The sequence below is a fragment of the Mesorhizobium sp. ESP6-5 genome, from assembly GCF_020164695.1.
Taxonomy (GTDB): domain Bacteria; phylum Pseudomonadota; class Alphaproteobacteria; order Rhizobiales; family Rhizobiaceae; genus Mesorhizobium; species Mesorhizobium australicum.
This window is the reverse complement of sequence record NZ_JAIUGR010000003.1, coordinates 225,727-246,936: the sequence shown is the minus strand read 5'-3', so window position 1 is coordinate 246,936 and position 21,210 is coordinate 225,727. Positions and strand designations below refer to the sequence as shown.

General features: G+C 64.1%; 21 protein-coding genes. 12 read left to right on the top strand and 9 right to left on the bottom strand.

From position 1 onward, the window contains the following. Window positions 1–37: 37 nt before the first annotated feature. The 9 genes from LB524_RS05825 to LB524_RS05785 all read left to right on the top strand — a co-directional run bounded on the left by LB524_RS05825 (window position 38) and on the right by LB524_RS05785 (window position 9,183). Window positions 38–517, top strand: a complete 480-nt coding sequence (locus LB524_RS05825; protein WP_140614859.1) for a formate dehydrogenase subunit gamma — start codon at window positions 38–40, stop codon at window positions 515–517. Next, the gene (locus LB524_RS05820; RefSeq protein ID WP_224524349.1) at window positions 514–2,070 is read left to right on the top strand and encodes a formate dehydrogenase beta subunit; all 1,557 of its coding nucleotides are present in this window, start codon (window positions 514–516) and stop codon (window positions 2,068–2,070) included. The genes LB524_RS05825 and LB524_RS05820 overlap by 4 nt, the downstream gene beginning before the upstream one ends. Before the next feature lie 10 nt (window positions 2,071–2,080). Beyond that, on the top strand, window positions 2,081–4,993 hold the full coding sequence (gene fdhF / locus LB524_RS05815; protein ID WP_140614861.1) for a formate dehydrogenase subunit alpha: 2,913 nt from the start codon (window positions 2,081–2,083) through the stop codon (window positions 4,991–4,993). Between the two features lie 2 nt (window positions 4,994–4,995). Continuing rightward, window positions 4,996–5,826 carry a formate dehydrogenase accessory sulfurtransferase FdhD gene (gene fdhD, locus LB524_RS05810; protein ID WP_140723128.1) on the top strand — a complete coding sequence of 277 codons (831 nt, stop codon included), beginning with the start codon at window positions 4,996–4,998 and terminating at the stop codon, window positions 5,824–5,826. Then, window positions 5,816–6,127: a formate dehydrogenase subunit delta gene (locus LB524_RS05805; protein WP_015314122.1), complete on the top strand. Its 312-nt coding sequence runs from the start codon at window positions 5,816–5,818 to the stop codon at window positions 6,125–6,127. Before fdhD ends, LB524_RS05805 begins: the two co-directional genes overlap by 11 nt. A 110-nt stretch (window positions 6,128–6,237) precedes the next feature. Continuing rightward, complete coding sequence (locus LB524_RS05800) at window positions 6,238–7,791, top strand: alpha/beta fold hydrolase (protein WP_140714173.1); 1,554 nt, start codon at window positions 6,238–6,240, stop codon at window positions 7,789–7,791. A 109-nt stretch (window positions 7,792–7,900) separates the two neighbouring features. Then, window positions 7,901–8,380, top strand: a complete 480-nt coding sequence (locus tag LB524_RS05795; RefSeq protein WP_015314124.1) for a carboxymuconolactone decarboxylase family protein — start codon at window positions 7,901–7,903, stop codon at window positions 8,378–8,380. A gap of 82 nt (window positions 8,381–8,462) precedes the next feature. Beyond that, complete coding sequence (locus tag LB524_RS05790) at window positions 8,463–8,825, top strand: nuclear transport factor 2 family protein (RefSeq protein WP_015314125.1); 363 nt, start codon at window positions 8,463–8,465, stop codon at window positions 8,823–8,825. 43 nt (window positions 8,826–8,868) lie between these two features. Further along, window positions 8,869–9,183 (top strand): hypothetical protein, encoded by a 315-nt coding sequence (locus LB524_RS05785; protein ID WP_015314126.1) that lies wholly within the window; start codon window positions 8,869–8,871, stop codon window positions 9,181–9,183. Window positions 9,184–9,362: 179 nt separating this feature from the next. Here LB524_RS05785 and LB524_RS05780 read toward each other — a convergent pair whose 3' ends face one another. The 6 genes from LB524_RS05780 to LB524_RS05755 all read right to left on the bottom strand — a co-directional run bounded on the left by LB524_RS05780 (window position 9,363) and on the right by LB524_RS05755 (window position 16,033). After that, window positions 9,363–10,790, bottom strand: coding sequence for a gamma-aminobutyraldehyde dehydrogenase (locus LB524_RS05780; RefSeq protein ID WP_140723134.1), 1,428 nt, complete (start codon window positions 10,788–10,790; stop codon window positions 9,363–9,365). 74 nt (window positions 10,791–10,864) lie between these two features. Next, window positions 10,865–11,680, bottom strand: a complete 816-nt coding sequence (locus LB524_RS05775) for an ABC transporter permease (protein WP_224524347.1) — start codon at window positions 11,678–11,680, stop codon at window positions 10,865–10,867. Further along, window positions 11,670–12,620, bottom strand: a complete 951-nt coding sequence (locus LB524_RS05770; RefSeq protein ID WP_224524627.1) for an ABC transporter permease — start codon at window positions 12,618–12,620, stop codon at window positions 11,670–11,672. Before LB524_RS05770 ends, LB524_RS05775 begins: the two co-directional genes overlap by 11 nt. 14 nt (window positions 12,621–12,634) lie before the next feature. Further along, window positions 12,635–13,633 carry an ABC transporter ATP-binding protein gene (locus LB524_RS05765; protein ID WP_140821508.1) on the bottom strand — a complete coding sequence of 333 codons (999 nt, stop codon included), beginning with the start codon at window positions 13,631–13,633 and terminating at the stop codon, window positions 12,635–12,637. A 192-nt stretch (window positions 13,634–13,825) separates the two neighbouring features. Continuing rightward, window positions 13,826–14,980, bottom strand: a complete 1,155-nt coding sequence (locus LB524_RS05760; RefSeq protein ID WP_224524345.1) for an ABC transporter substrate-binding protein — start codon at window positions 14,978–14,980, stop codon at window positions 13,826–13,828. A 207-nt stretch (window positions 14,981–15,187) separates the two neighbouring features. After that, window positions 15,188–16,033, bottom strand: coding sequence for a class I SAM-dependent methyltransferase (locus LB524_RS05755; RefSeq protein WP_224524343.1), 846 nt, complete (start codon window positions 16,031–16,033; stop codon window positions 15,188–15,190). A gap of 76 nt (window positions 16,034–16,109) precedes the next feature. Here LB524_RS05755 and LB524_RS05750 point away from each other — a divergent pair, with 76 nt between their 5' ends. After that, window positions 16,110–16,601 (top strand): helix-turn-helix domain-containing protein, encoded by a 492-nt coding sequence (locus LB524_RS05750; protein WP_224524626.1) that lies wholly within the window; start codon window positions 16,110–16,112, stop codon window positions 16,599–16,601. Here LB524_RS05750 and LB524_RS05745 read toward each other — a convergent pair. The 3 genes from LB524_RS05745 to LB524_RS05735 form a co-directional block, all read right to left on the bottom strand. After that, complete coding sequence (locus tag LB524_RS05745) at window positions 16,598–17,503, bottom strand: LysR substrate-binding domain-containing protein (protein WP_015314134.1); 906 nt, start codon at window positions 17,501–17,503, stop codon at window positions 16,598–16,600. The genes LB524_RS05750 and LB524_RS05745 overlap by 4 nt on opposite strands. A gap of 79 nt (window positions 17,504–17,582) precedes the next feature. Continuing rightward, complete coding sequence (locus LB524_RS05740; RefSeq protein ID WP_224524341.1) at window positions 17,583–18,200, bottom strand: DedA family protein; 618 nt, start codon at window positions 18,198–18,200, stop codon at window positions 17,583–17,585. Then, window positions 18,197–18,796: a class I SAM-dependent methyltransferase gene (locus LB524_RS05735; protein WP_224524339.1), complete on the bottom strand. Its 600-nt coding sequence runs from the start codon at window positions 18,794–18,796 to the stop codon at window positions 18,197–18,199. The genes LB524_RS05740 and LB524_RS05735 overlap by 4 nt, the downstream gene beginning before the upstream one ends. 299 nt (window positions 18,797–19,095) lie before the next feature. Here LB524_RS05735 and LB524_RS05730 point away from each other — a divergent pair, with 299 nt between their 5' ends. Both LB524_RS05730 and LB524_RS05725 read left to right on the top strand, forming a co-directional pair. Next, on the top strand, window positions 19,096–19,770 hold the full coding sequence (locus LB524_RS05730) for a response regulator transcription factor (RefSeq protein ID WP_224524336.1): 675 nt from the start codon (window positions 19,096–19,098) through the stop codon (window positions 19,768–19,770). A 10-nt stretch (window positions 19,771–19,780) separates the two neighbouring features. Then, window positions 19,781–21,142 (top strand): sensor histidine kinase, encoded by a 1,362-nt coding sequence (locus LB524_RS05725; protein ID WP_224524334.1) that lies wholly within the window; start codon window positions 19,781–19,783, stop codon window positions 21,140–21,142. Window positions 21,143–21,210: the final 68 nt, after the last annotated feature.

Sequence of the window (21,210 nt, the reverse complement as noted above, 5' to 3'; positions counted from 1 at the left end):
CTTAGCGATAAAAGCTATCGACCAGGGAGGGCGCTGCATGACGATGCAGCCTGCAAGTACCGAGATCGCATCGCGCACGGCGGCGATTATCCAGGAGTTGAAGGACCTCGAGGGTCCGCTGCTGCCGATCCTCCACGGCATCCAGGAAGAATTCGGCCACGTCCCGCAGGATGCCGTCCCCATCATTGCCGACGGCCTGAACCTGTCCAGGGCCGAGGTGCATGGTGTCGTGACTTTCTATCATGATTTCCGCGCGCGCCCGGCCGGGCGGCACGTGCTCAAGCTCTGCCAGGCGGAAGCCTGCCAGTCGATGGGTTCGGACGCGGTCGCCGCCAAGGTCAAGCAGTTGCTCGGCATCGACTTCCATGAGACCACGCGTGACGGATCGGTTACGCTGGAACCGGTCTATTGCCTCGGGCTGTGCGCCTGCTCGCCGTCTGCGATGCTGGATGGCGAGGTGATCGGTCGGTTGGATGACGACAGGATCGACGAGATCGTCGCCGAGGTGCGCTCATGACCCCCCGCATCTATATTCCCGGCGATTCCGGCGCACTGGCGCTGGGCGCGGAAAAGGTCGCGAAGGCCGTCGCCAAGGAACTCGCGGAGCGCGGCATCGAGGCCAAGATTGTGCGCAACGGCTCGCGCGGCGCCTATTTCCTCGAACCGATGGTCGAAGTGGCGACGGCCAATGGCCGTGTCGCCTACGGGCCGGTGAAACCGTCGGACGTGAAGAGCCTGTTCGACAGCGGTTTTCTCACCGGCGGCCATCACAAGCGCTGGCTCGGCGCACCGGACAAGATTCCGTTCCTGGCCAAACAAACTCGCTTGACGTTTGCACGTTGTGGCATCAACGACCCGCTGTCGCTCGATGCCTACAAATCGCTCGGCGGACTGAGCGGCCTGCGGAACGCGGTGGCCATGGCGCCCGCCGACGTCGTCAAGCAGGTCACCGACTCCGGCCTGCGCGGCCGCGGCGGCGCAGGCTTCCCGACCGGCATCAAATGGAAGACGGTGCTCGATACGACATCGGAGCGCAAATACATCGTCTGCAATGCCGACGAGGGCGACAGCGCCACCTTCGCCGACCGCATGATCATGGAGGGCGATCCCTTCGTGCTCATCGAAGGCATGGCCATCGCTGGCATCGCCACCGGTGCGACCAAGGGTTTCGTCTATATCCGCTCGGAATATCCGCATGCGGTGGCTGTCATGAACAAGGCCGTCGAGATCGCCCGCAAGGCCGGTGTGCTCGGCGTCAATGTGCTGGGTTCGCCTAACGCCTTCGACATGGAAATCCGCGTCGGTGCCGGCGCCTATGTCTGCGGCGAGGAAACCTCGCTCTTGAACAGCCTGGAAGGCAAGCGCGGCGTGGTGCGCGCCAAGCCGCCGCTGCCCGCGATACAGGGTTTGTTCGGCAAGCCGACGGTGATCAACAACGTCATTTCGCTCGCTTCCGTACCCATCATCATGGACAAGGGCGCCACCTTTTACAAGGATTTCGGCATGGGCCGCTCGCGCGGCACGATCCCGATCCAGATCGCCGGCAACGTCAAGCAAGGCGGCCTGTTCGAAACCGCTTTCGGCCTGACGCTGGGCGAGATCGTCGACGAGATCGGTGGCGGCACGTCCACCGGGCGTCCGGTGAAGGCAGTGCAGGTCGGCGGCCCGCTCGGCGCCTACTTCCCGCGCGCACTGTTCGACACGCCGTTCGACTACGAGGAATTCGCCAAGCGCGATGGACTGATCGGCCACGCCGGCATCACGGTTTTCGACGATACCGCCGACATGCTGAAGCAGGCACGCTTCGCCATGGAATTCTGCGCCATCGAAAGCTGCGGCAAGTGCACGCCTTGCCGCATCGGCTCGACGCGGGGCGTGGAAACCATCGACAGGCTCGCCGCCGGAATCGAGCCGGAAAAGAACCTCGCTTTGGTCACCGACCTCTGCAACACGATGAAGTTCGGTTCGCTCTGCGCGCTGGGCGGCTTCACGCCCTACCCGGTGATGAGCTCGATCACGCATTTCCCCGAGGATTTCAAGCCCGCGCCAGCGCGCGTGGCTGCTGAATAGGAGCTGGCAGATGAACATCAAGGCCGACTTCCCAACGCTGATCGAAGAGATTGACTACGGAACTCCGGAGTCGAAGGCGCAAAAACAGGTCACGCTGACCGTCGATGGCCGCAGCATCAGCGTGCCTGAAGGCACGTCGATCATGCGTGCGGCGATGGAAGGCGGGGTGGAGATCCCCAAGCTCTGCGCCACAGACATGCTGGACTCCTTCGGTTCCTGCCGCGTCTGCCTCGTCGAAATCGACGGGCGCGGCGGTACGCCGGCTTCCTGCACGACGCCTGTCGGCGAAGGCATGGTGGTGCGCACGCAGTCGGACAGGCTCGACGCCATCCGCCGGGGCGTCATGGAACTCTACGTCTCCGACCATCCGACCGGCTGGCACGAGAAGGCCGGAACTGGCGCCAGCGAGTTCGATGTGGTGGCGAAGTCCGTCGGCCTGACCGAAAATCGCTACGGCGTTGAGGGCCGCAACCACGTCAAGGAAGAAAATGGCGTCGCGCCGGGCCATGGCTCGCTCGCGGTCGACTACATCGCCCGTGATGAGTCCAACCCCTATTTCACCTATGATCCGGCGCAGTGCATCGTCTGCTCGCGCTGCGTGCGCGCCTGCGAGGAGGTGCAAGGCACTTTCGCGCTGACCATCGAGGGCCGCGGCTTCGAATCGCGCATGGTCGCCGGCATGCACGAGGACTTCATTGCCTCCGAATGCGTGTCCTGCGGTGCCTGCGTGCAGGCCTGCCCGACCGATGCGCTGCGCGAGAAGACCGTGCTTGAAAAGGGCCTGCCGGAGCGCTCGGCCGTCACCACCTGCGCCTATTGCGGCGTCGGCTGCTCGTTCAAGGCCGAAGTGAAGGGCGACGAGGTCATCCGCATGATGCCCTACAAGGAGGGCATGGCCAACCACGGCCATTCCTGCGTGAAGGGCCGCTTCGCTTACGGTTATGCCACCCACAAGGACCGCATCCTGTCGCCGATGATCCGCGAAAAGGTCAGCGATCCCTGGCGCGAAGTGAGCTGGGAAGAGGCGATCGCCCATACGGCCAAGGAATTCCGCCGCATCCAGTACCAGTACGGACGCACCGCGATCGGCGGCATCACCTCCTCGCGCTGCACGAATGAGGAGACCTACCTCGTCCAGAAGCTGGTTCGCCAAGGCTTCCGCAACAACAATGTCGACACCTGCGCGCGTGTCTGCCATTCGCCGACCGGCTATGGGCTCGGCCAGACCTACGGCACCTCGGCCGGCACGCAGGACTTCGATTCCGTCGAATTCACCGACGTCGCCGTCATCATCGGCGCCAATCCGGCTTCCGCGCACCCGGTGTTCGCCTCGCGGCTGAAGAAGCGGCTGCGTCAGGGCGCCAAGCTGATCGTGCTCGACCCGCGCCGCACCGAGATGGTCAAGTCGGCCCATGTCGAAGCCGACTACCATTTGCCGCTGAAGCCCGGCACCAATGTCGCCGTGCTGACCTCGCTGGCGCATGTCATCGTCACCGAGGGCCTTTTCGACGAAGCCTTCATCCGCGAGCGCTGCGACTGGGCTGAGTTCCAGGACTGGGCGTCCTTCGTCGCCCTGCCGGAAAACAGCCCCGAAATCGTCGGCAAGCTGTCCGGCGTCGATCCGGAGTTGATCCGCGGTGCCGCCCGTCTCTACGCCAAGGGCGGCAATGGCGCGATCTATTACGGCCTCGGCGTCACCGAGCACAGCCAGGGCTCGACCACGGTGATGGCGATCGCCAACCTCGCAATGGCCACCGGCAATATCGGCCGGCCTGGCGTCGGCGTGAACCCGCTGCGCGGCCAGAACAATGTGCAGGGCTCCTGCGACATGGGCTCGTTCCCGCATGAGCTGCCGGGCTACCGGCACATTTCGGGTGACGCGGTGCGCGACATCTACGAAAGCCTGTGGGGCGTGAAGCTCGACGACGAACCCGGCCTGCGCATTCCCAATATGCTCGATGCCGCCGTCGACGGCTCCTTCAAGGGCATCTACATCCAGGGCGAGGACATCCTGCAGTCCGATCCCGACACCAAGCATGTCGCCGCCGGGTTGGCCGCGATGGAATGCGTGGTCGTGCACGACCTCTTCCTCAACGAGACGGCGAACTACGCGCATGTCTTCCTGCCGGGCTCGACCTTCCTCGAGAAGGACGGCACCTTCACCAATGCCGAACGCCGCATCAATATGGTGCGCAAGGTGCTGGAACCGAAGGCGCGCTACGCCGATTGGGAGGCGACGCAGGAACTCGCCCGTGCGATCGGCCTCGACTGGAACTATACCCATCCGTCCGAAATCATGGACGAGATCGCCAAGACGACGCCAAGCTTCGCCAACGTCTCCTTCGACCTGCTCGACCGGGTCGGCTCTGTGCAATGGCCCTGCAACGACAAGGCGCCGCTTGGCACGCCGATCATGCATGTCGACGGCTTCGTGCGCGGCAAGGGCAAGTTCATCCGCACCGAATATGTGGCGACGGACGAAAGAACCGGACCGCGCTTCCCGCTGCTGCTGACCACCGGCCGTATCCTGTCGCAGTACAATGTCGGCGCGCAGACGCGACGCACCGAAAATGTCATGTGGCACTCCGAGGACCGGCTGGAAATCCATCCGCACGACGCAGAAAATCGCGGCCTGCGCGATGGCGACTGGGTGCGGCTGACCAGCCGTTCGGGCGAGACGACGCTGCGCGCGCTGATCACCGACCGGGTGTCGCCGGGCGTGGTCTACACCACCTTCCACCATCCCGACACGCAGGCCAACGTCATCACCACCGATTTCTCCGACTGGGCGACCAATTGTCCGGAATACAAGGTGACTGCGGTGCAGGTCGGCGCTTCCAACGGCCCGTCGGAATGGCAGCGCGACTATGACGAGCAGGCCAAGCAGAGCCGTCGCATCGCTCCGCTGCAGGCGGCGGAGTAGTCTTGGCCGCGCGCCGCAAAGCGACGACGCAGATATCGCGACTGGCGCACCGCGCCAGCGGCACGGCTGCGGCCAACCGCATGGTGCCGGAAGAGACGCCGGTGGCGTTCTCCTTCGCCGGCACCACGCATGCGGTGATGATGGCGAGCCCCGCCGATTTCGAGGACTTCGCGCTCGGCTTCTCGCTCACCGAAGGCATCATCGCTGCGCCTGATGAGATCGAAGCCATCGAGGTCGAGGATCATGGCGCCGGCATCGACATCCAGATCCGGCTGAAGGACCAGGCCAATACGCGCTTCGAGGCGCGGCGGCGGCGGCTTGCCGGACCGGTGGGCTGCGGGCTGTGCGGCATCGAATCGATCGAGGAAGCGATGCGCTCGGTCGATCCGGTGGGTGCGTCGAAACTTACGCTTGAGGCCGACGATATCACCCGCTCGGTCAAGCTGCTGTCGAAGGTGCAGCCGCTGCATACCGAGACAGGCGCCGTGCATGCAGCCGGCTTCTACGTCCATGGCAAGGGCGTCGTCATGGCGCGCGAGGATGTCGGCCGCCACAATGCGCTGGACAAGCTGGCCGGCGCGCTGGCCAAGGCCAATATCGATGGCGCATCGGGCGCCGTCGTGGTGACCAGCCGTGTTTCGGTCGAGATGGTGCAGAAGACGGCGGCGATCGGTTCAGCCTTCATCATCGCCGTCTCGGCGCCGACGGCCCTTGCCATCCGCACCGCGGAAGAGGCCGGCATGACGCTGGTGGCGCTGGTGCGTGGCGACGATTTCGATGTTTTTACCCACCCCGACCGGGTGATTTCGGGAGTTGCCCAGCATGTCGCATGACGAAGAGCACATCATGAGCACGGGGGAAAAGCTGGTGCGCATGGCCAACCAGATCGCCGCCTTTTTCCACTCCAGGCCACGCGAGGAAGGCGTTGCCGGCGTCGCCGAGCATATCAACAAGTTCTGGGAGCCGAGAATGCGGCGCCAGTTCTTCGAGATGCTGGACAGCGGCGGTGAAGGCTTCGACGAACTGGTCGTGGTCGCTTCGGCCAGGATCAAACGGCCGATCACGCCGGCGGAGGCCGATCTCAAGCTCGGCCTCGCGGCCTCGCCTGGCGACGTCGCCGCGTCGCAAAAGTAACCGCGTCGGCCGCCGGCTACATTCATTTCCGCTAAAATATAAGCTGCCGCAACCGGCGCGACTCTGCTATGGTTGGCGATCAGAAATCGTCAGGCCGGGCGGACACCCTCGTGAGGCCGATCGAGACCCGATACGCCCTTAGCGGCGAGGTGCGGATCGCCTATCAGGTGGTCGGCCAGGGGTCGTTCGACCTCGTCTTCGTCCCCGGCTTCATCTCCAACCTCGACCTGCACTGGGAAGACGAGGGCTATACCAGGCTCCTGAGGCGGCTTTCGGCCTTCTCACGGCTGATCCTGTTCGACAAGCGCGGCACGGGTCTTTCCGACCGCGTCGATGTCCATCACCTGCCCAGTCTCGAGACCCGCATGGATGATGTGCGCGCGGTGATGGATGCGGTCGGCAGCGGCCGCGCGTCGATCCTTGGGGCTTCGGAAGGCGCGCCGCTGGCGATGCTGTTCGCCGCCACCTATCCAGAGCGGACGCGGGCACTGGCGCTCTATGGCGGCTACGCGCATTTCCACAAATGGGTGATGCCGCCGGAGCGTCTGGAGGCCTTCATCGCGACGGCCGAGACGGCCTGGGGCACAGGCGCCACCTTGCCCAATTTCGCACCGGGCAGGGTCGACGATACCCGCTTTTCAACCTGGTGGGCGCGCTTCGAGCGGCTGTCGGCAAGCCCTACCGCGGCGGCGACGCTGGCGCGGATGAACGCGGGGATCGATGTGCGCGGCATCCTGGCGGCAATCGGCGCGCCGACGCTGCTGATCCATCGCCGCAACGATGTGCGGGTCGACCCCGACGCCAGCCGCTTTCTGGCCAGGAAAATCCCCAACGCGCGGCTGGTCGAAATCCCTGGACGCGACCACCCGATCTGGACCGGTGATGTCGACCGGGTCGCCGACCTGATCGAGGAGTTCCTGACCGGCGAGCGCGCCGTGGTGGAAGCCGAACGCGTTCTGGCTGCGCTTCTCGTGACTCGGATCTACGACACGGCCCGCCTCGGAGACCGGATGTGGAGCGAACGCAGCCAGCATTTCCATGAGACATGGCGGACCCTTGTGACGCGCCATGGCGGGCGCTGCGCGGACATGCACTCCGAGATGATGATTTCGCGCTTCGACGGCCCTGGGCGTGCCTTGCGTTGCGCGGCGGCGTTGCGGGACGCGGCGCAGCAAATCGGGGTGGCAAGCGCGCAAGGGGCGCATGTCGGCGAGATCGAGTCGCGCGGCCCTCCTGCAGGATTGACGGGCCGCGTGACGATACAACTCGCCGCTCACGCCGGGCGCGGCGAGATATTGGCGTCGAGGCTGGTCGCCGATCTGGCCGTCGGCTCGGGTCTTCATTTCGTCGATCGCGGGCGTGTGGGCATCGACGAGCTGGACGAGCCGCTGGCGTTTGTGCTTGCGATGTCCGAACAGCACCTGGAGCCGGCCTGCCGGCCCAAGACCAAAGCGGCCGAACCGGCTTGCCTGACCGCGCGCGAGAGCGAAGTCGTGAATTTGATCGCCGACGGCAAGAGCAATGCGGCAATCGCCGCCGAACTCAGGCTGAGCGAGCACACGGTCAAGCGCCACGTCGCCAACATACTGCTGAAGCTCGACCTGCCGTCGCGAGCGGCCGCGGCGGCATTTTCCGCCAGGCAGACTGGCCCGGACGGGCCATGAGAGCCATGGCGCTTTCGGGCGAAGCAGGCACACTGCCATAGGCGCTATCAATTCCCCCATGCAGGCCAAGGCGGATATCGCCGGAAAGGCGCTGCGGACGGAGGATGAAATGCCCAAGTCAAAACTGAATGTCAGGTCACTCGTGATCGCGGCGGGCATTGGCGCGCTGTTCACGATCACTCCGGCGAAAGCCGAGGATGCGTCGGCGGCGGCAGCCTACAAGGACATCGAGGCGACGCTCGGCTCGGTGCCGGATATGTTCAAGACACTGCCTGACGTCGCCATCGCCGGCGCCTGGGCCGAGATCAAGGGGGTCCAGCTCAATCCCAAGACCGCGCTCGACGGCAAGACCAAGGAGCTGATGGGGCTGGCGGTCGCGTCGCAGATCCCGTGCCAGTATTGCATCTATTTCCACACCGAGGCCGCCAAGCTCAACGGCGCATCGGACGAAGAGATCAAGGAGACGATCGCGATGGCCGCGATCGTGCGCCACTGGTCGACGATCCTCAACGGCAGCCAGGTCGATCTGGCCACCTTCAAGAAGCAGACCGACGGCGTGTTTGCGGCAGTTAAGGCCAAGTCACAGTGAAAGACACCGCCCGTCGGCGAGCGCCGGGCGACACCTCAAACGTCAAACGCCCGATCGTGAAGACGGGCATAGGGAGGATAAAATGCTGACCAAGACCCAAGCCGTGGATGGCGCGGCGATCAAGAAAGCGATCGAAGGCCGTGACGGCAAGATGCTGTCGAGCTTCTATGCCGATGATGCGCTGGTGCGGGTGATCGACCGCAACAACCCGCCGAGCAAGCCGCGCGAAATCCGCGGGCGCGCGGCGATCACGACGTTCTGGGACGACATCTGCAGCCGGGCGATGACCCACAAGGTCGACACCACCATCGCCCACGGCGACAGCCTGGCATTCACCCAGGCATGCGCCTACCCGGACGGCACCAAGGTGTTTTGCGCGGCGATGCTGGAGCTGAAGAACGGCCTGATCGCGCGCCAAACCGTCGTGCAGGCCTGGGACGAGTAGATCAACCCGCGGCCTGAGCCGCAAGTGATGGAGGAGAACCAACATGTTCAGCGCCAGATGGCAGATCGACGCCAAGTTCGGGCACAAGCAGACGGTGCTCGAGCTGATGCGGAAATGGGAACGCGAGATCGGCTCGCAGGTCGGCCTCACCGAGCTCAAATTCCAGATCATGACCGGATCGATCGGCGCCCGTGAAGCGACGGTCGAGTCGCATCACCAGGTCGAAAGCCTGGCCCAGTTGGAGGCGATGTTCGCCAAGATCGGCAAGATCGACGCGCACGCCAAATGGGGCAAGGAGATGGAGCCCTATGTCGTGTCGGGCACCAGCCTGTGGAACATCTATCGCATCGTGGAGTAGCGGATGGAGTTCTTCTCCCGTTCACGGGAGGAGATGCCGCAGGCAACTGAGGGGCAGCGCCGGCATCGCAGAAGCTTGCGCTGCCCCTGGTCCGGCGCCCGGCCCTTCGCTATGGCTCCGGGCGTTCGTCGCTTCGATCGACAAATCGTTGTCGATTGATCGCCAGCGGCGACCGCTCCTCACCCATGCGCAACCATCACATGGCGCACGGCGGTATAATCCTCCAGCGCATAGAGGGACATGTCCTTGCCGTAGCCGGATTGTTTCAGGCCGCCATGCGGCATCTCGTTGGTCAGCATGAAATGGGTGTTGATCCAGGTGCAGCCATATTGCAGCCGCGCGGCGGTCGCCATGGCGCGCGAAACATCCTTGGTCCACACGGATGACGCCAGGCCGTAATCGCTGTCGTTGGCCCAGGTCACCGCCTCGTCCACTTCCGTGAAGCGGGTTATTGAAACGACGGGGCCGAACACTTCGCGGCGCACGATCTCATCCTCCTGCAGCGCGCCGGCGACGACGGTCGGCTGGTAGTAGAAGCCGGTGCCCTCGCCCGGCTTGCCGCCGGTGGTGATCTCGATGTGCTTCAGCTCCGAAGCACGTTCCACGAAGCTCGAGACGCGGTCGCGCTGGCGCCGCGAGATCAGCGGCCCGATTTCGTTCTCGGCGTCGTCTGATAGATTGTATTTGATGGTCGAGACGGCGGTGGAGAGATCGGCGACAACCTTGTCGTAGATCTTCTTGCCGGCATAGATGCGGCAGGCGGCGGTGCAGTCCTGGCCGGCATTGTAGTAGCCGAAGGCGCGCAGGCCTTTGACGACGGCGCCAAGGTCGGCGTCGTCGAAAACGATGACCGGCGCTTTGCCGCCGAGTTCCAGATGCGTGCGCTTGACCGATTTGGCGGCGGCCTGCAGCACCTTCTTGCCGGTGGCGACGTCGCCGGTGATCGAGATCATGTTGACCTTGGGGTGATTGATCAGTGTGTTGCCGACGCTGTCGCCCCGGCCAAGCACGACATTGACGACGCCCTCGGGCAGGACATCGGCCAGGATCGTCGCCAGCTTCAGCGCCGTCAACGGCGTCTGCTCCGACGGCTTGAAAACCACCGTGTTGCCGCCAGCGATAGCCGGCGCCAGTTTCCAGGCCATCATCATCAGCGGATAGTTCCATGGCGCGATCGAGGCGACGATGCCGATCGGGTCGCGCCGGACCATCGAAGTGTGGCCGGGCAGGTATTCGCCCGCGACCACACCTGGCATAGAGCGCACCGCCCCGGCGAAGAAGCGGTAGCAGTCGACGATGGCCGGGATTTCGTCATTGAGCACCGCATTGATCGGCTTGCCGCAATTCAACGCCTCCAGCGTCGCGAACTCCTGCGCCTCGGTCTCGATGCGGTCGGCGATCTTCAGGAGGTAGCCGGAGCGCTGTGCCGGCGTGGTGCGCGACCACAAGGCGAACGCCTTTTCGGCGGCGCTCACCGCCGCCTCGATCTGTGCCTGGCTGGCCTCGGGCAGATTGAGGATGGTCGCCCCGGTCTTCGGGTTGAGGATCGGCTCCTCGGTCTCGGTGCCCTTCTCGAATTTCGAGCCGATCAGCATCTGGGTGTCCATGGTGTCTCCTTGGGGCAGAAACGAATGGGGTAATTAGTGACTAGTGAGTAGTGAGTAGTCACTACTCACTACTTTCATTTGCCCGAACCGGCGATCTGGTCGCCGTCGCGGGTCAAGTAATAGGCAACCAGGATCGGCAGCAGCGTCACCAGCACAACCACCATGGCCACGACATTGGTGACCGGGCGCTGGCGCGGGCGGATCAGTTCCTCCAGCATCCAGATCGGCACGGTCTGCTGCTGGCCGGCGGTGAAGGTGGTGACGATGACCTCATCGAACGAGAGGGCGAAGGCCAGCATGCCGCCTGCGAGCAGTGCGGTGGCGATGTTGGGCAGCAGGACATGGCGAAAGGTCTGGAAGCCATCGGCGCCGAGATCCATCGAGGCCTCGATCATCGAACCGGAGGTGCGGCGGAAACGAGCGACCGCGTTGTTGTAGACGACGACCACGCAGAAAGTGGCGTGGCCGAGCACGATCGTCCAGAACGAGAACGGGATTTCGGCCAGCGAAAAGGCCGAGCGCAGCGCGATGCCGGTGATGATCCCGGGCAGCGCGATGGGCAGGATGACCAGCAGCGAGATGGTCTCGCGGCCGAAGAATTTCGTCCGTGACACAGCTGCGGCGCAGAGCGTGCCGAGCAGCAGCGCGATCGCGGTCGAAATGGCGGCGACGCGCACCGACAGCGACAGCGCTTCCCAGACATCGGGCCGGTTCCAGGTGACGGCGAACCATTGCGTGGTCAGCCCCGGCGGTGGCCAGACGAAGCTCTTCTCTTCCGTCGTGAAAGCATAGACGAAGATCAGCAGGATCGGCAGATGCAGGAACAGCAACCCGCAGGCGGCGGCGATCTTCAGGCCGAGGGGAGGGGATTGACCACGGTCAGAGCGCATCGAAAGCCCCCATTCGCTTGGCGCCCCAGAGATAGAAGCCCATGATGACGATGGGCACCACGGTGAAGGCGGCGGCGAGCGGTATGTTGCCGGCGGTGCCTTGCTGCGAGTAGACGGCCTGGCCGATGAAGAGGCGCGAGGTGCCGATGATCTGCGGGATGATGTAGTCGCCCAATGTCAGCGAGAAGGTGAAGATCGAACCGGCGACGATGCCGGGCAGCGCCAGCGGGAACAAGACGTTGCGGAATGTCTGCCCCGGCGAAGCACCGAGATCGGACGAGGCCTCGACCAGATTGCCAGGCACCCGCTCGAGGGCTGCCTGAACGGGGAGGATCATGAACGGCAGCCAGACATAGACGAACACGATGAAAGTGCCGGTGAACGACACCGACAGCGAATTGCCGCCGACGACCGGCAGTGACAGCCAGGCGTCGAGCAGCCACAACAAATGCAGCTTGGCGAGCAGCCAGGTTAAAATACCTTCCTTGGCCAGGATCAGCTTCCAGGCATAGATCTTGACCAGGTAGCTCGACCACAGCGGCAGCATGACGCCGAGATAGAACAGCGCCTTCCAGCGGCCGCGCGCATAGCGCGCCGCATAGTAGGCGATCGGGAAAGCGACGATGGCGGAGGCAAGCGTGACCAATGCGGCCATCGTCACCGTGCGCAAGATGATGTCGAGATTGGCCGCCTGGAGCAGGTCGCCATAGGTCTTCAGCGTGAACTGGCGGTTGATGAGGCCGGAGAACTCGTCGATGGAGAAAAAGCTCTGCGCCAAAAGCGCGAACAGCGAGCCAATATAGACGATGCCGAGCCACAGCACCGGCGGCGCGAGCATGAGCAGCAGCAGGATTTTTGGCTTACGCCAGAAGAGGTCGGAGAGCGCACCGCGCATGCCGCCGCTGCCGGGCAGGATGGCGGGCGCCGTGGCACGCGGCATGGTAGCGTCGAGGCTCATACCGGCTCGTCCATCAGGTGCAGATGCTCGCGGTTGAAGGTGAGCATGACCGCCTCACCTTCCGCCGGCAGGGGCGTTCCCGCAGGCACCACGGCGTGCAGTTTCAACCCGTCGGCATCGAGCGCCAGCCTTGTCGTGGCGCCGAGATAGTTGGTCGAGACGAGGCGCGCGGCGACGCCTTCGCCGCTCGCCGCGCGGCCGACACGAATGGATTCAGGGCGCAGGCTGCCCCAGCGGTGCTGGCCGGAATAACGCTGGACGAAATCCGGCGGCAGCACGTTGGAGGAGCCGACGAAATCGGCGACGAAACGCGTGCTCGGCCGCTGATAAATATCCTCGGGCGTGCCGATCTGCATGATCCTGCCATCGTTGAAGACGGCGACGCGATCGGCCATCGACAGCGCCTCGCCCTGGTCGTGAGTGACGAAGACGAAGGTGATGCCGAGCGCCTTCTGCAGCGATTTCAGCTCTTCCTGCATGTTTTCGCGCAGCTTGAGGTCGAGCGCGCCGAGCGGCTCGTCGAGCAGCAGCACCTTGGGCTGGTTGACCAGGGCACGGGCGAGCGCGACACGCTGGCGCTGACCCCCGGAAAGCTGGCCGGGCCGGCGCGCGCCATAGCCGGGCAGCCGCACCAGCGACAGCGCTTCTTCCGCCGCCTTGTGCCGCTCGGCCTTGCCGACACGCTTGACCATCAGCCCGTAGGCGACGTTGTCGAGCACGTTGAGATGCGGGAACAGCGCGTAGTCCTGGAACACGGTGTTGACGTTGCGGCGGTAGGGCGGCACGCCCTCGGCCCGCTCGCCGAAGATCGAGATGGAACCCGCCGTCGGCTGCTCGAAGCCGGCGATGAGACGCAGGCACGTGGTCTTGCCCGAACCGGACGGCCCGAGCATGGCGAAGAATTCGCCCGGCGCGATGTCGAGATCGACAGCGTCGACAGCGCGAACGCTGCCGAAATGGCGCGAGGCTTTTTGAAAGGAAACGGCTGATATCATGGGGTGTCCTGATCTTTCAGGCTCATCAAATTTTCAGGCGATCGCGCCGCCCCTCATCCGCCTGCCGGCACCTTCTCCCCGTATAGTGACGAGGAGAAGGGACAAGCACCAACGCTGGCAACTGCCTCTCCCTGATCTTCACGGGGAGAGGCAGGGGTGAGGGGCAGCGCCTACCTCTCTAGCGAAGCGAACTCACCGGCCGCCTATGACGCCGATGTAATCCGAGACCCAGCGGTAATAGGGCACGCATTGGTTGTTCTGGGTGGCGCATTTGGAAACCGGCGTCTTCCAGAACTTGATCTTGTCGAAATTGTCGTAGCCGTTGGTCTTGCAGCCTTCCTCGCCGAGCAGCTCGTTGCCCTTGCAGGCGGCCGGCACGACCGGCAGCGAGCCGAACCAGGCGGAGACATCGCCCTGCACCTTCGGCGCCAGCGAATGCTCGAGCCACATATAAGCGCAGTTCGGGTGCGCGGCGTCGGCTTCCATCATGGTGGTGTCGGCCCAGCCGGTGACGCCTTCTTCGGGCACGGTCGAGGCGACCGGCTTCTTGGCGGCGACCAGCGTGTTGACCTGGTACGGCCACGAGCCTGATGCAACGACGCCTTCGTTCTGGAAATCGTCGACCTGGATGGCGGCGTCGTGCCAGTAGCGGCCAACCAGCGTGCGCTGGACGCGCAGCAATTCGAGCGCCGCCTTGTACTGGTCCTCGTTCAATTCGTAGGGATCCTTGATGCCCAGTTCCGGCTTGTGGAACATCAAATAATTGGCGGCGTCCGCTATATGGATCGGTCCGTCATAGGCCTGGACGCGGCCTTTGTTGGACTTGCCATCCGGCAGCTTCATCTCCTCGAAGACGACGTTCCAGCTCTTCGGTGCTTCCTTGAAGACCTCGGTGTTGTACATCAGGATGTTGGGACCCCACTGATAGGGGACGCCGTAGTGCACCTTGTCGACGGTGAACCAGGGCGCGTCCTTCAGCCGGTCGTCCACCGTCTTCCAACTCGGGATGAGATCGGTGTTGATCGGCTGCACGCGCTTGCCGGCGACGAGCCGCAGCGAGGCATCGCCCGAAGCCGTGACGAGGTCGAAGCCGCCCTCGTTCATCAGCGAGACCATTTCATCCGAGGTGTTGGCGGTCTTGACGTTGACCTTGCAACCGCTCTCCTTCTCGAAGGCGCTCACCCAGTCATAGCCCTTGTCGGTCTCGCCGCGCTCGATGTAGCCCGGCCAGGCGACGATGTTGACCTGACCTTCGCCCTTGCCGAGTTCCTTCACCTGGGCGATGGCCTGACCGGAGAAGGTCAGCGCGACCGTCAAGGCAGTGCACGACTTCAGGAATGAATGCATATCGATCTCCCATTTTGGCACGTGATCCTGAAACCGCTCCGGTTGTCGCCAGATCACGCGCGGACTGAAAAACTTGTCAGCTCGTCCGTTGGACTTGACGCCACTCTGATGGCAGCTTTGGTCCTTCCAACGGAAGGTGCTTTGAAAATCCCGGTTTCGCAAATTCATTTATCAGAAGGCCGATATCGGTTTTTCCGATATACTCCCTCAGGCCAGCGCCGTCACCAGCCAGCAGGCGGCGTTGAAACGAGCCTGACCATCCTTTACGAAAGGGGCGAAGGCAGCAGGCAACACCGTGATAATTTTTTCGGCCGTCGCCTGGTCGACCTCGCGCAGCGCGGCGGCGAGCGGCCCTAGCCGGGTGGCATACATCATCAGATCCCCTTCGGCGATCTTACATGGTAAGTTCGCCTGTCTGACGTCGATTGACGACCAGCCGCTCGCCTCAAGTATCCGCTTCACCTTGGCGCCGTCGGCAAAGGCAAACTGCCCCGGCGCATCGGGGTCTGGCGCGGGTGCGGTCGGCAGGAAAGGCGCAGCCGCTCGCCCGGCGGTCGTCATGAAATCGTTCTCCGCCGGACTGCGCCAGGCAACAAAGGCGAGTTTGCCACCGCGCCTCGCTGCCTGTCTTATGTTGGAGAACGCGGCCACGGGATCATCGAAGAACATGATACCAAAGCGCGAGACAACAGCGTCGAAGCGACCTGATTCGAACGCATACGTCTGGGCATCGCCCACTTCAAAACTTGCGTTTGCCACCTCTTCCGCCTGCGTGCGTTCTGTCGCCAGAGCGACAAGCGGCTGCGAAATGTCCAGCCCAACACAACGTCCGTTGTTGCCGACGCGGCGCGCCACCGCCAGAGTTGTCGCGCCGGCGCCGCAGCCGATGTCCAGGACGTTGCCCCCTTCCCCGGGATAGCCGGCATCGACTACCAGCCGCTCGAACGGCGCCAGAATCTCGTCAAGGATCGGCTGCATTTCGACCCAGGCCTTTCCGCTGGCGTCGTTCCAGAGCGCGGCTTGCCGTGTGTTTGGCTGTGCGGATCGCGACATAACGGACCTCACTTTTCTGTTGCTCTCACCAATCGTCGCCATCACTTTACGAGTTCAAGCCGACTTGAGGTCAAGCATGAAAGATATGGACATTGCCGAAGTGTCGCGCCGCACCGGCGTACCCGCATCGACACTTCGTTACTACGAGGAGAAGGGCCTAATTGCTTCGACCGGCCGTCGCGGCCTGCGTCGCTTGTTCGATCCGGCTGTCCTGGAACGGCTCGCCTTGATTGGGCTTGGACGCGCCGGCGGATTCGCACTGGACGAGATTTCCGCGATGCTGACGCCCGACGGCCTGCCGAAAATGGATCGGGCGCGCCTGGATGCGAAGGCTAACGAACTGGACCACACCATCCAGCGCCTGACCGCGATCCGGGAGGCTTTGCGTCACGCCGCCCGATGCCCCGCCGCTCGGCCGATGGAGTGTCCGACGTTTCGCCGCGCCGTCAGGCTTGCCGGCGCCGGCCGCTTCGAGGTTGCTCCGCTCGGGCCTTTCAAAGCGGAGCCGGTTCCCGCCACAAAGCGCAAGCGCAAGACTGACGGCGTCGCCGGGAGCAGACCACACTAGCGGCGCACCGTCCGCTGCGACTGGGCAAGACCCACAAAATCGCGCGCCGCGGCGGCCAAGCCAGATCCCCGCCGCCAGACCATGCCAACCTGCACCACCGGCAAGGAACCGGAAATGTCGCGCGATTCGATGCGGTCGCCCTCCAGCGACCAGGGTCGATAGACGAGGTCAGGCAGCAGCGCCACGCCGGCCCCGGTGGCGACGAGGCTGCGAACGGCCTCCACGGAACGGGTGCGGAAGGCGACATGCGGCCTGGCGCCGATCGCCGTCAGCAGCTTGCCGGTGTTTTCCTCGATCTCGTCAACGGTCAGCATGATCAGCGGTTCGGAGGCGATATCGCCGATGCCGATAATGTCGGCGCCAGCCAGAGGATGGCCGAGCGGCAGCCACAGCCGGTAAGCCGAGACTTCGAGGATTTCCGATTGCAGTGCAGTGCGGTCGCGCAAATTGGAGGTGACCATGACGGCAATGTCCAGCTTGCCGCCGATCAGGAGATGTTCGAGGTAGTCGCCATTGTCCTCGATGGCCGAGACCTCGACGCCGGGATAGGCGCGGCGGTAGCGTGAGAGCAGATCCGACAGCACATAGCCGGCGACCAGCGAGGTGACGCCGAGTTGCAGCCGCCCGCCCGCCACGGCCTGCTCGCCGGAAAAAGAGCGGCGGGCGTCGGACACGTCGGCGAGAATCTTTGTCGCGTGACGCAGGAACTGGTGACCCTTGTGGGTGATGTTGAGGCCGCGCGGATGGCGCTCGAACAGTTCGACGCCAAGATCGCTTTCAAGTTCCTTGATCGCCTCGGTGACCGACGATTGCGAGATGGAGAGGTTTTGCGCCGCGCGCGATACCGTGCCTTGCTCGGCGACGGCGATGAAGAACTGCAACTGCCGGATGGTGAAGGCCATGGCCGGACTAAACACCGCCGCAACCGCGAAGAAAAGCCGATGGCGACGCTTATCCCATGGCTGGATGCGTGGCCCTGGCTCAGCCCGGCATCGGTCGGATGCGCCGCCAGCATGCCGGGCCGTAGCGCAAGGCAAGCATGAACGCCGTTTCCAGCGCCACGACAATAGCGATGATGCGAAAGCCGACGGCGAGCGGGCTCTGGCCGCTGCCATGCAGCGCATAGCCTGTAAGCAGAAAGCCGGCATTCCAGAGCGTGGCTCCGGCTACCGTCGCGACCACGAAAGGTAAGGCTGGCAGGCAGAGCGCGCCGGCCGCGATCGGCAAATAGTTGCGCACCGTCGGAATGAACTGCGCCAGCAGGGAAACCCTGACATGGTTGCGGCGATAGGCCTGGCCAAGCTTGCGGTAGGTCTCGGGGCGCAAGAAGACATATCTGCCGAACCGCTCGACCAGCCTGTCGGCGCGATCGATTCCGATCCGGCGGCCGACAGTGTACCAGACGAGACAGCCTGTCGTTGAGGCCAGCGAGGTCACGCCAAGCAGAATTGCCAGCGTCCCATCGTCAGGCGCCGCCGTCATGCCGAGGAACAGCAGCAGCACATGCGAGGGCGGGATCGGCAGAATCTTCTCGGTAAAGGCGAGGCAGAAGACGCCGAACAGGCCGAAGCCGAGAATGGCCGACAATGGTCCCGTCATGCGAAACGCCAGTCGTAGGTTCCTGACGTCTTGAGCCTGGCGATGCGATAGACCGTCGCCGGCGGGAAGTTGCGAAAGGTGTGGCCAACCCGCGTAACCCCGAGATCGAGCCTGTCGAGCAGCGACTGGTCGAATGGGCAGCGCCGTCCGAGCGTGAACTGGTAGAGCGCTCCGCCGGGGCGAAGGTTGGCGAAAACACCTTCGAGAATGGCAAATGTCCTGCGCGGCGAAATCAGCCGGAAAGGCAAGCCGCTGACGGCGGCGCCAATCGCAGGCCGGTGGAAGAGCGAGAGATGGCGCAGACCGACGGCGTCCATTTCGAAAATCCGGGCAGCAGGAAAACGACGCATGAGCAGTGCGGCGAAATCCGGATCGGATTCGATCAGCGTCAAATCTTCCTCCTTCACCCCGCGCGACAGCAGCGCCCTCGTGAACGGCCCGGTTCCTGGGCCGAGTTCCAGCACGGGTCCGGTCTCGGGTCCAATGTCACGGGTCATCAATGCCGCCAGGCTGGAACAGGACGGCGTGACGGAGCCGACCCTGAACGGCGCGACGGTCCACGCCATGAGAAAAGACAGAGCATCATTTGCGGGCATGGTAACCTCAATCCCGGACAACATCACGCCAACCAGTTTGGTGTGGCCACGTGGTTTCGTTTCAGCGTCATTGGTTTCGAGCGTCAGGCCCGACCTGTTGCATATTCGGGCCTGACGCCTTCACGTCGGCGCGAGCGATTCGTGCCGACCCGGCGTTGTTTGCCGCGACTGGGTTGCATAGACATTGCGCAATCTCGCTGAGGCCAAGAAAGTGCCTGTCGACCGCAGTCCTTCGGCTTTGCCATGTTTACGCAATGTTGGCGCGGTAGCGCCCGACGCGGTGTTCTGAGGGATTGTCGATGCGTATCTTGCTGGTCGAAGACGAACCCGAGATGGTCTCGGCCCTGCGTGCCGCGCTGAAGCGCCACGACATGGTGGTCGATCACGCCGGCACATTGCTGGAGGCGGAGGGGTTCGTTGCCGTCGACAGCTATGACGCCATCCTGCTCGACCGCCAGTTGCCGGATGGCGACGGGCTGTCGCTGGTGCCGAGACTGCGTTCGGCCAGGAACACCACTCCCGTGCTGGTGCTGACGGCGAGAGGCGACACGTCGGACAAGGTCGATGGGCTGGACATGGGCGCGGACGATTATCTGGCAAAGCCATTCGCGTTCGAGGAACTGCTTGCCCGGTTGCGCGCGCTGCTCAGGCGCCCGGCGCCGCTGCAGTCGCAGTTCATCCGGGCCGGCGATCTGGTGCTCGACGTCGGACATCGCGAAGCGTCGATCCGTGCCGAACCGCTCAGCCTGCCGCGCCGCGAACTCCTTGTGCTGGAGGCTCTGATGCGCCGCACCGGCCGCATGGTGCAGCGCGAGGCGCTGATGGAGGCGGTGTTCGGTCTCGACGACGAGATCCAGTCCAACGCGCTCGACACGCACGTCTCGCGCCTGCGCCGCAAGCTCGCCGATGCCGATGCCGGGGTGACGATCAACGGCATTCGCGGCGTCGGCTATCTCCTGCGCGAGACGACATGAGCGCCAAGCGATGAGCCTCAAGCGCCCGCATTCGCTGAAATGGAGCTTGGTGCTGCGCATCGCCTTGCTGCAATGCGCCATGCTGACCCTGATCATCGTCGGCATTCTCGGCGCCATGCTGGCCACCGGCCTTATCCCGCACGATTACGAGGACGGCACGATGGACGTGCTGGCGGATGCGGTGACACGCGATGCCGGCGGCAAGTTGGTTCTGCGCGAGACCTCGGACCTGACGAAGCTGCGGTCGGGTGTTCCCGACCTCTGGTTCATCATTCGAGACAAGCAGGGGCAAAAGCTGCAGGAGGGGACCGTGCCGCCCATCTTCCAGCCTTTCAGCGGACTGCTGGACACGATCAGCGACGCCCGTATCGGCCATGCAATCGGACAAGCCGCGCCGCCGGAGGGAAAGATCCGCTGGACCGACACGATGGCCGGCAACGTCCAGATTTTCAGCGGCACCAAGGGCGGGCTTTCGCTGCTGCGTCTGCTCGGCCAGGCGCCGCAATTCTTCCTGCAGGGCATATTGCCGCTCGCCGGGCTGATGGCGCTGGCCACGCTGTTCGCGACGCCATGGGTGGTGCGTGGCGCTCTGTCGGGCCTTGGCCATGCGGCGGCCGAGGCTGAGCGCATCGACATCGACCAGCGCGGCGTGCAGTTGCCGCTCAAGGACGTGCCGGCGGAAGTGACGCCGCTGGTCAAGGCCGTGAATGCCGCCCTTGCGCGCCTGGACAAGGGCTATGAGCGCCACAAGCGCTTCCTCACCGACGCCGCCCATGAACTCAGGACACCGGTCGCCATCCTCAATACGCGCCTCGCCTCGCTGCCGGCGACACCGGAGCGGGCACGGCTGCTGCAGGACGCGGCCAGGCTTTCGACGCTGACCGACCAGTTGCTCGACCTGCAGCGCCTCGACCGGCAGACGTCGCCGTTCGAAGCGGTCGATCTCGTGGCGACCGCGCGCGGCGTTATCGTCGACCTCGCGCCGATGGCGTTTTCTGCCGGTTACGAAATGTCGTTCGAGCCGGAACGGGACACGATTTTCGCCACCGGAGACCGCACCGCCATCGAGCGCGCGGTGACCAACATCGTCCAGAACGCCATCGAGCATGGCGGCCGCGCTGGCAAGATCACCGTCGGCGTCGCAACGCCCGCCATCATCGAGGTCCGGGACGAAGGCGACGGCGTCCCGCCGGGCGAGCGGGAGCGCATCTTCGAGCCCTTCTATCGGCTGCGCCCGCAGGATCATGGCGCCGGCCTCGGCCTCAATCTCGTGCAGGAAATCATGTATCTCCATGGCGGCCGCATCGATATCCTCGATGGCAAGCCCAGCGGCGCCTGCTTCAGGATGAGTTTTCGCGCTTTACCCGTTTAGCCTTGCCGCCAACCTCGCAAGGCCGCTGGTGCGTTTGACATTGCGATAAATCGTAACTAACTAAGTTA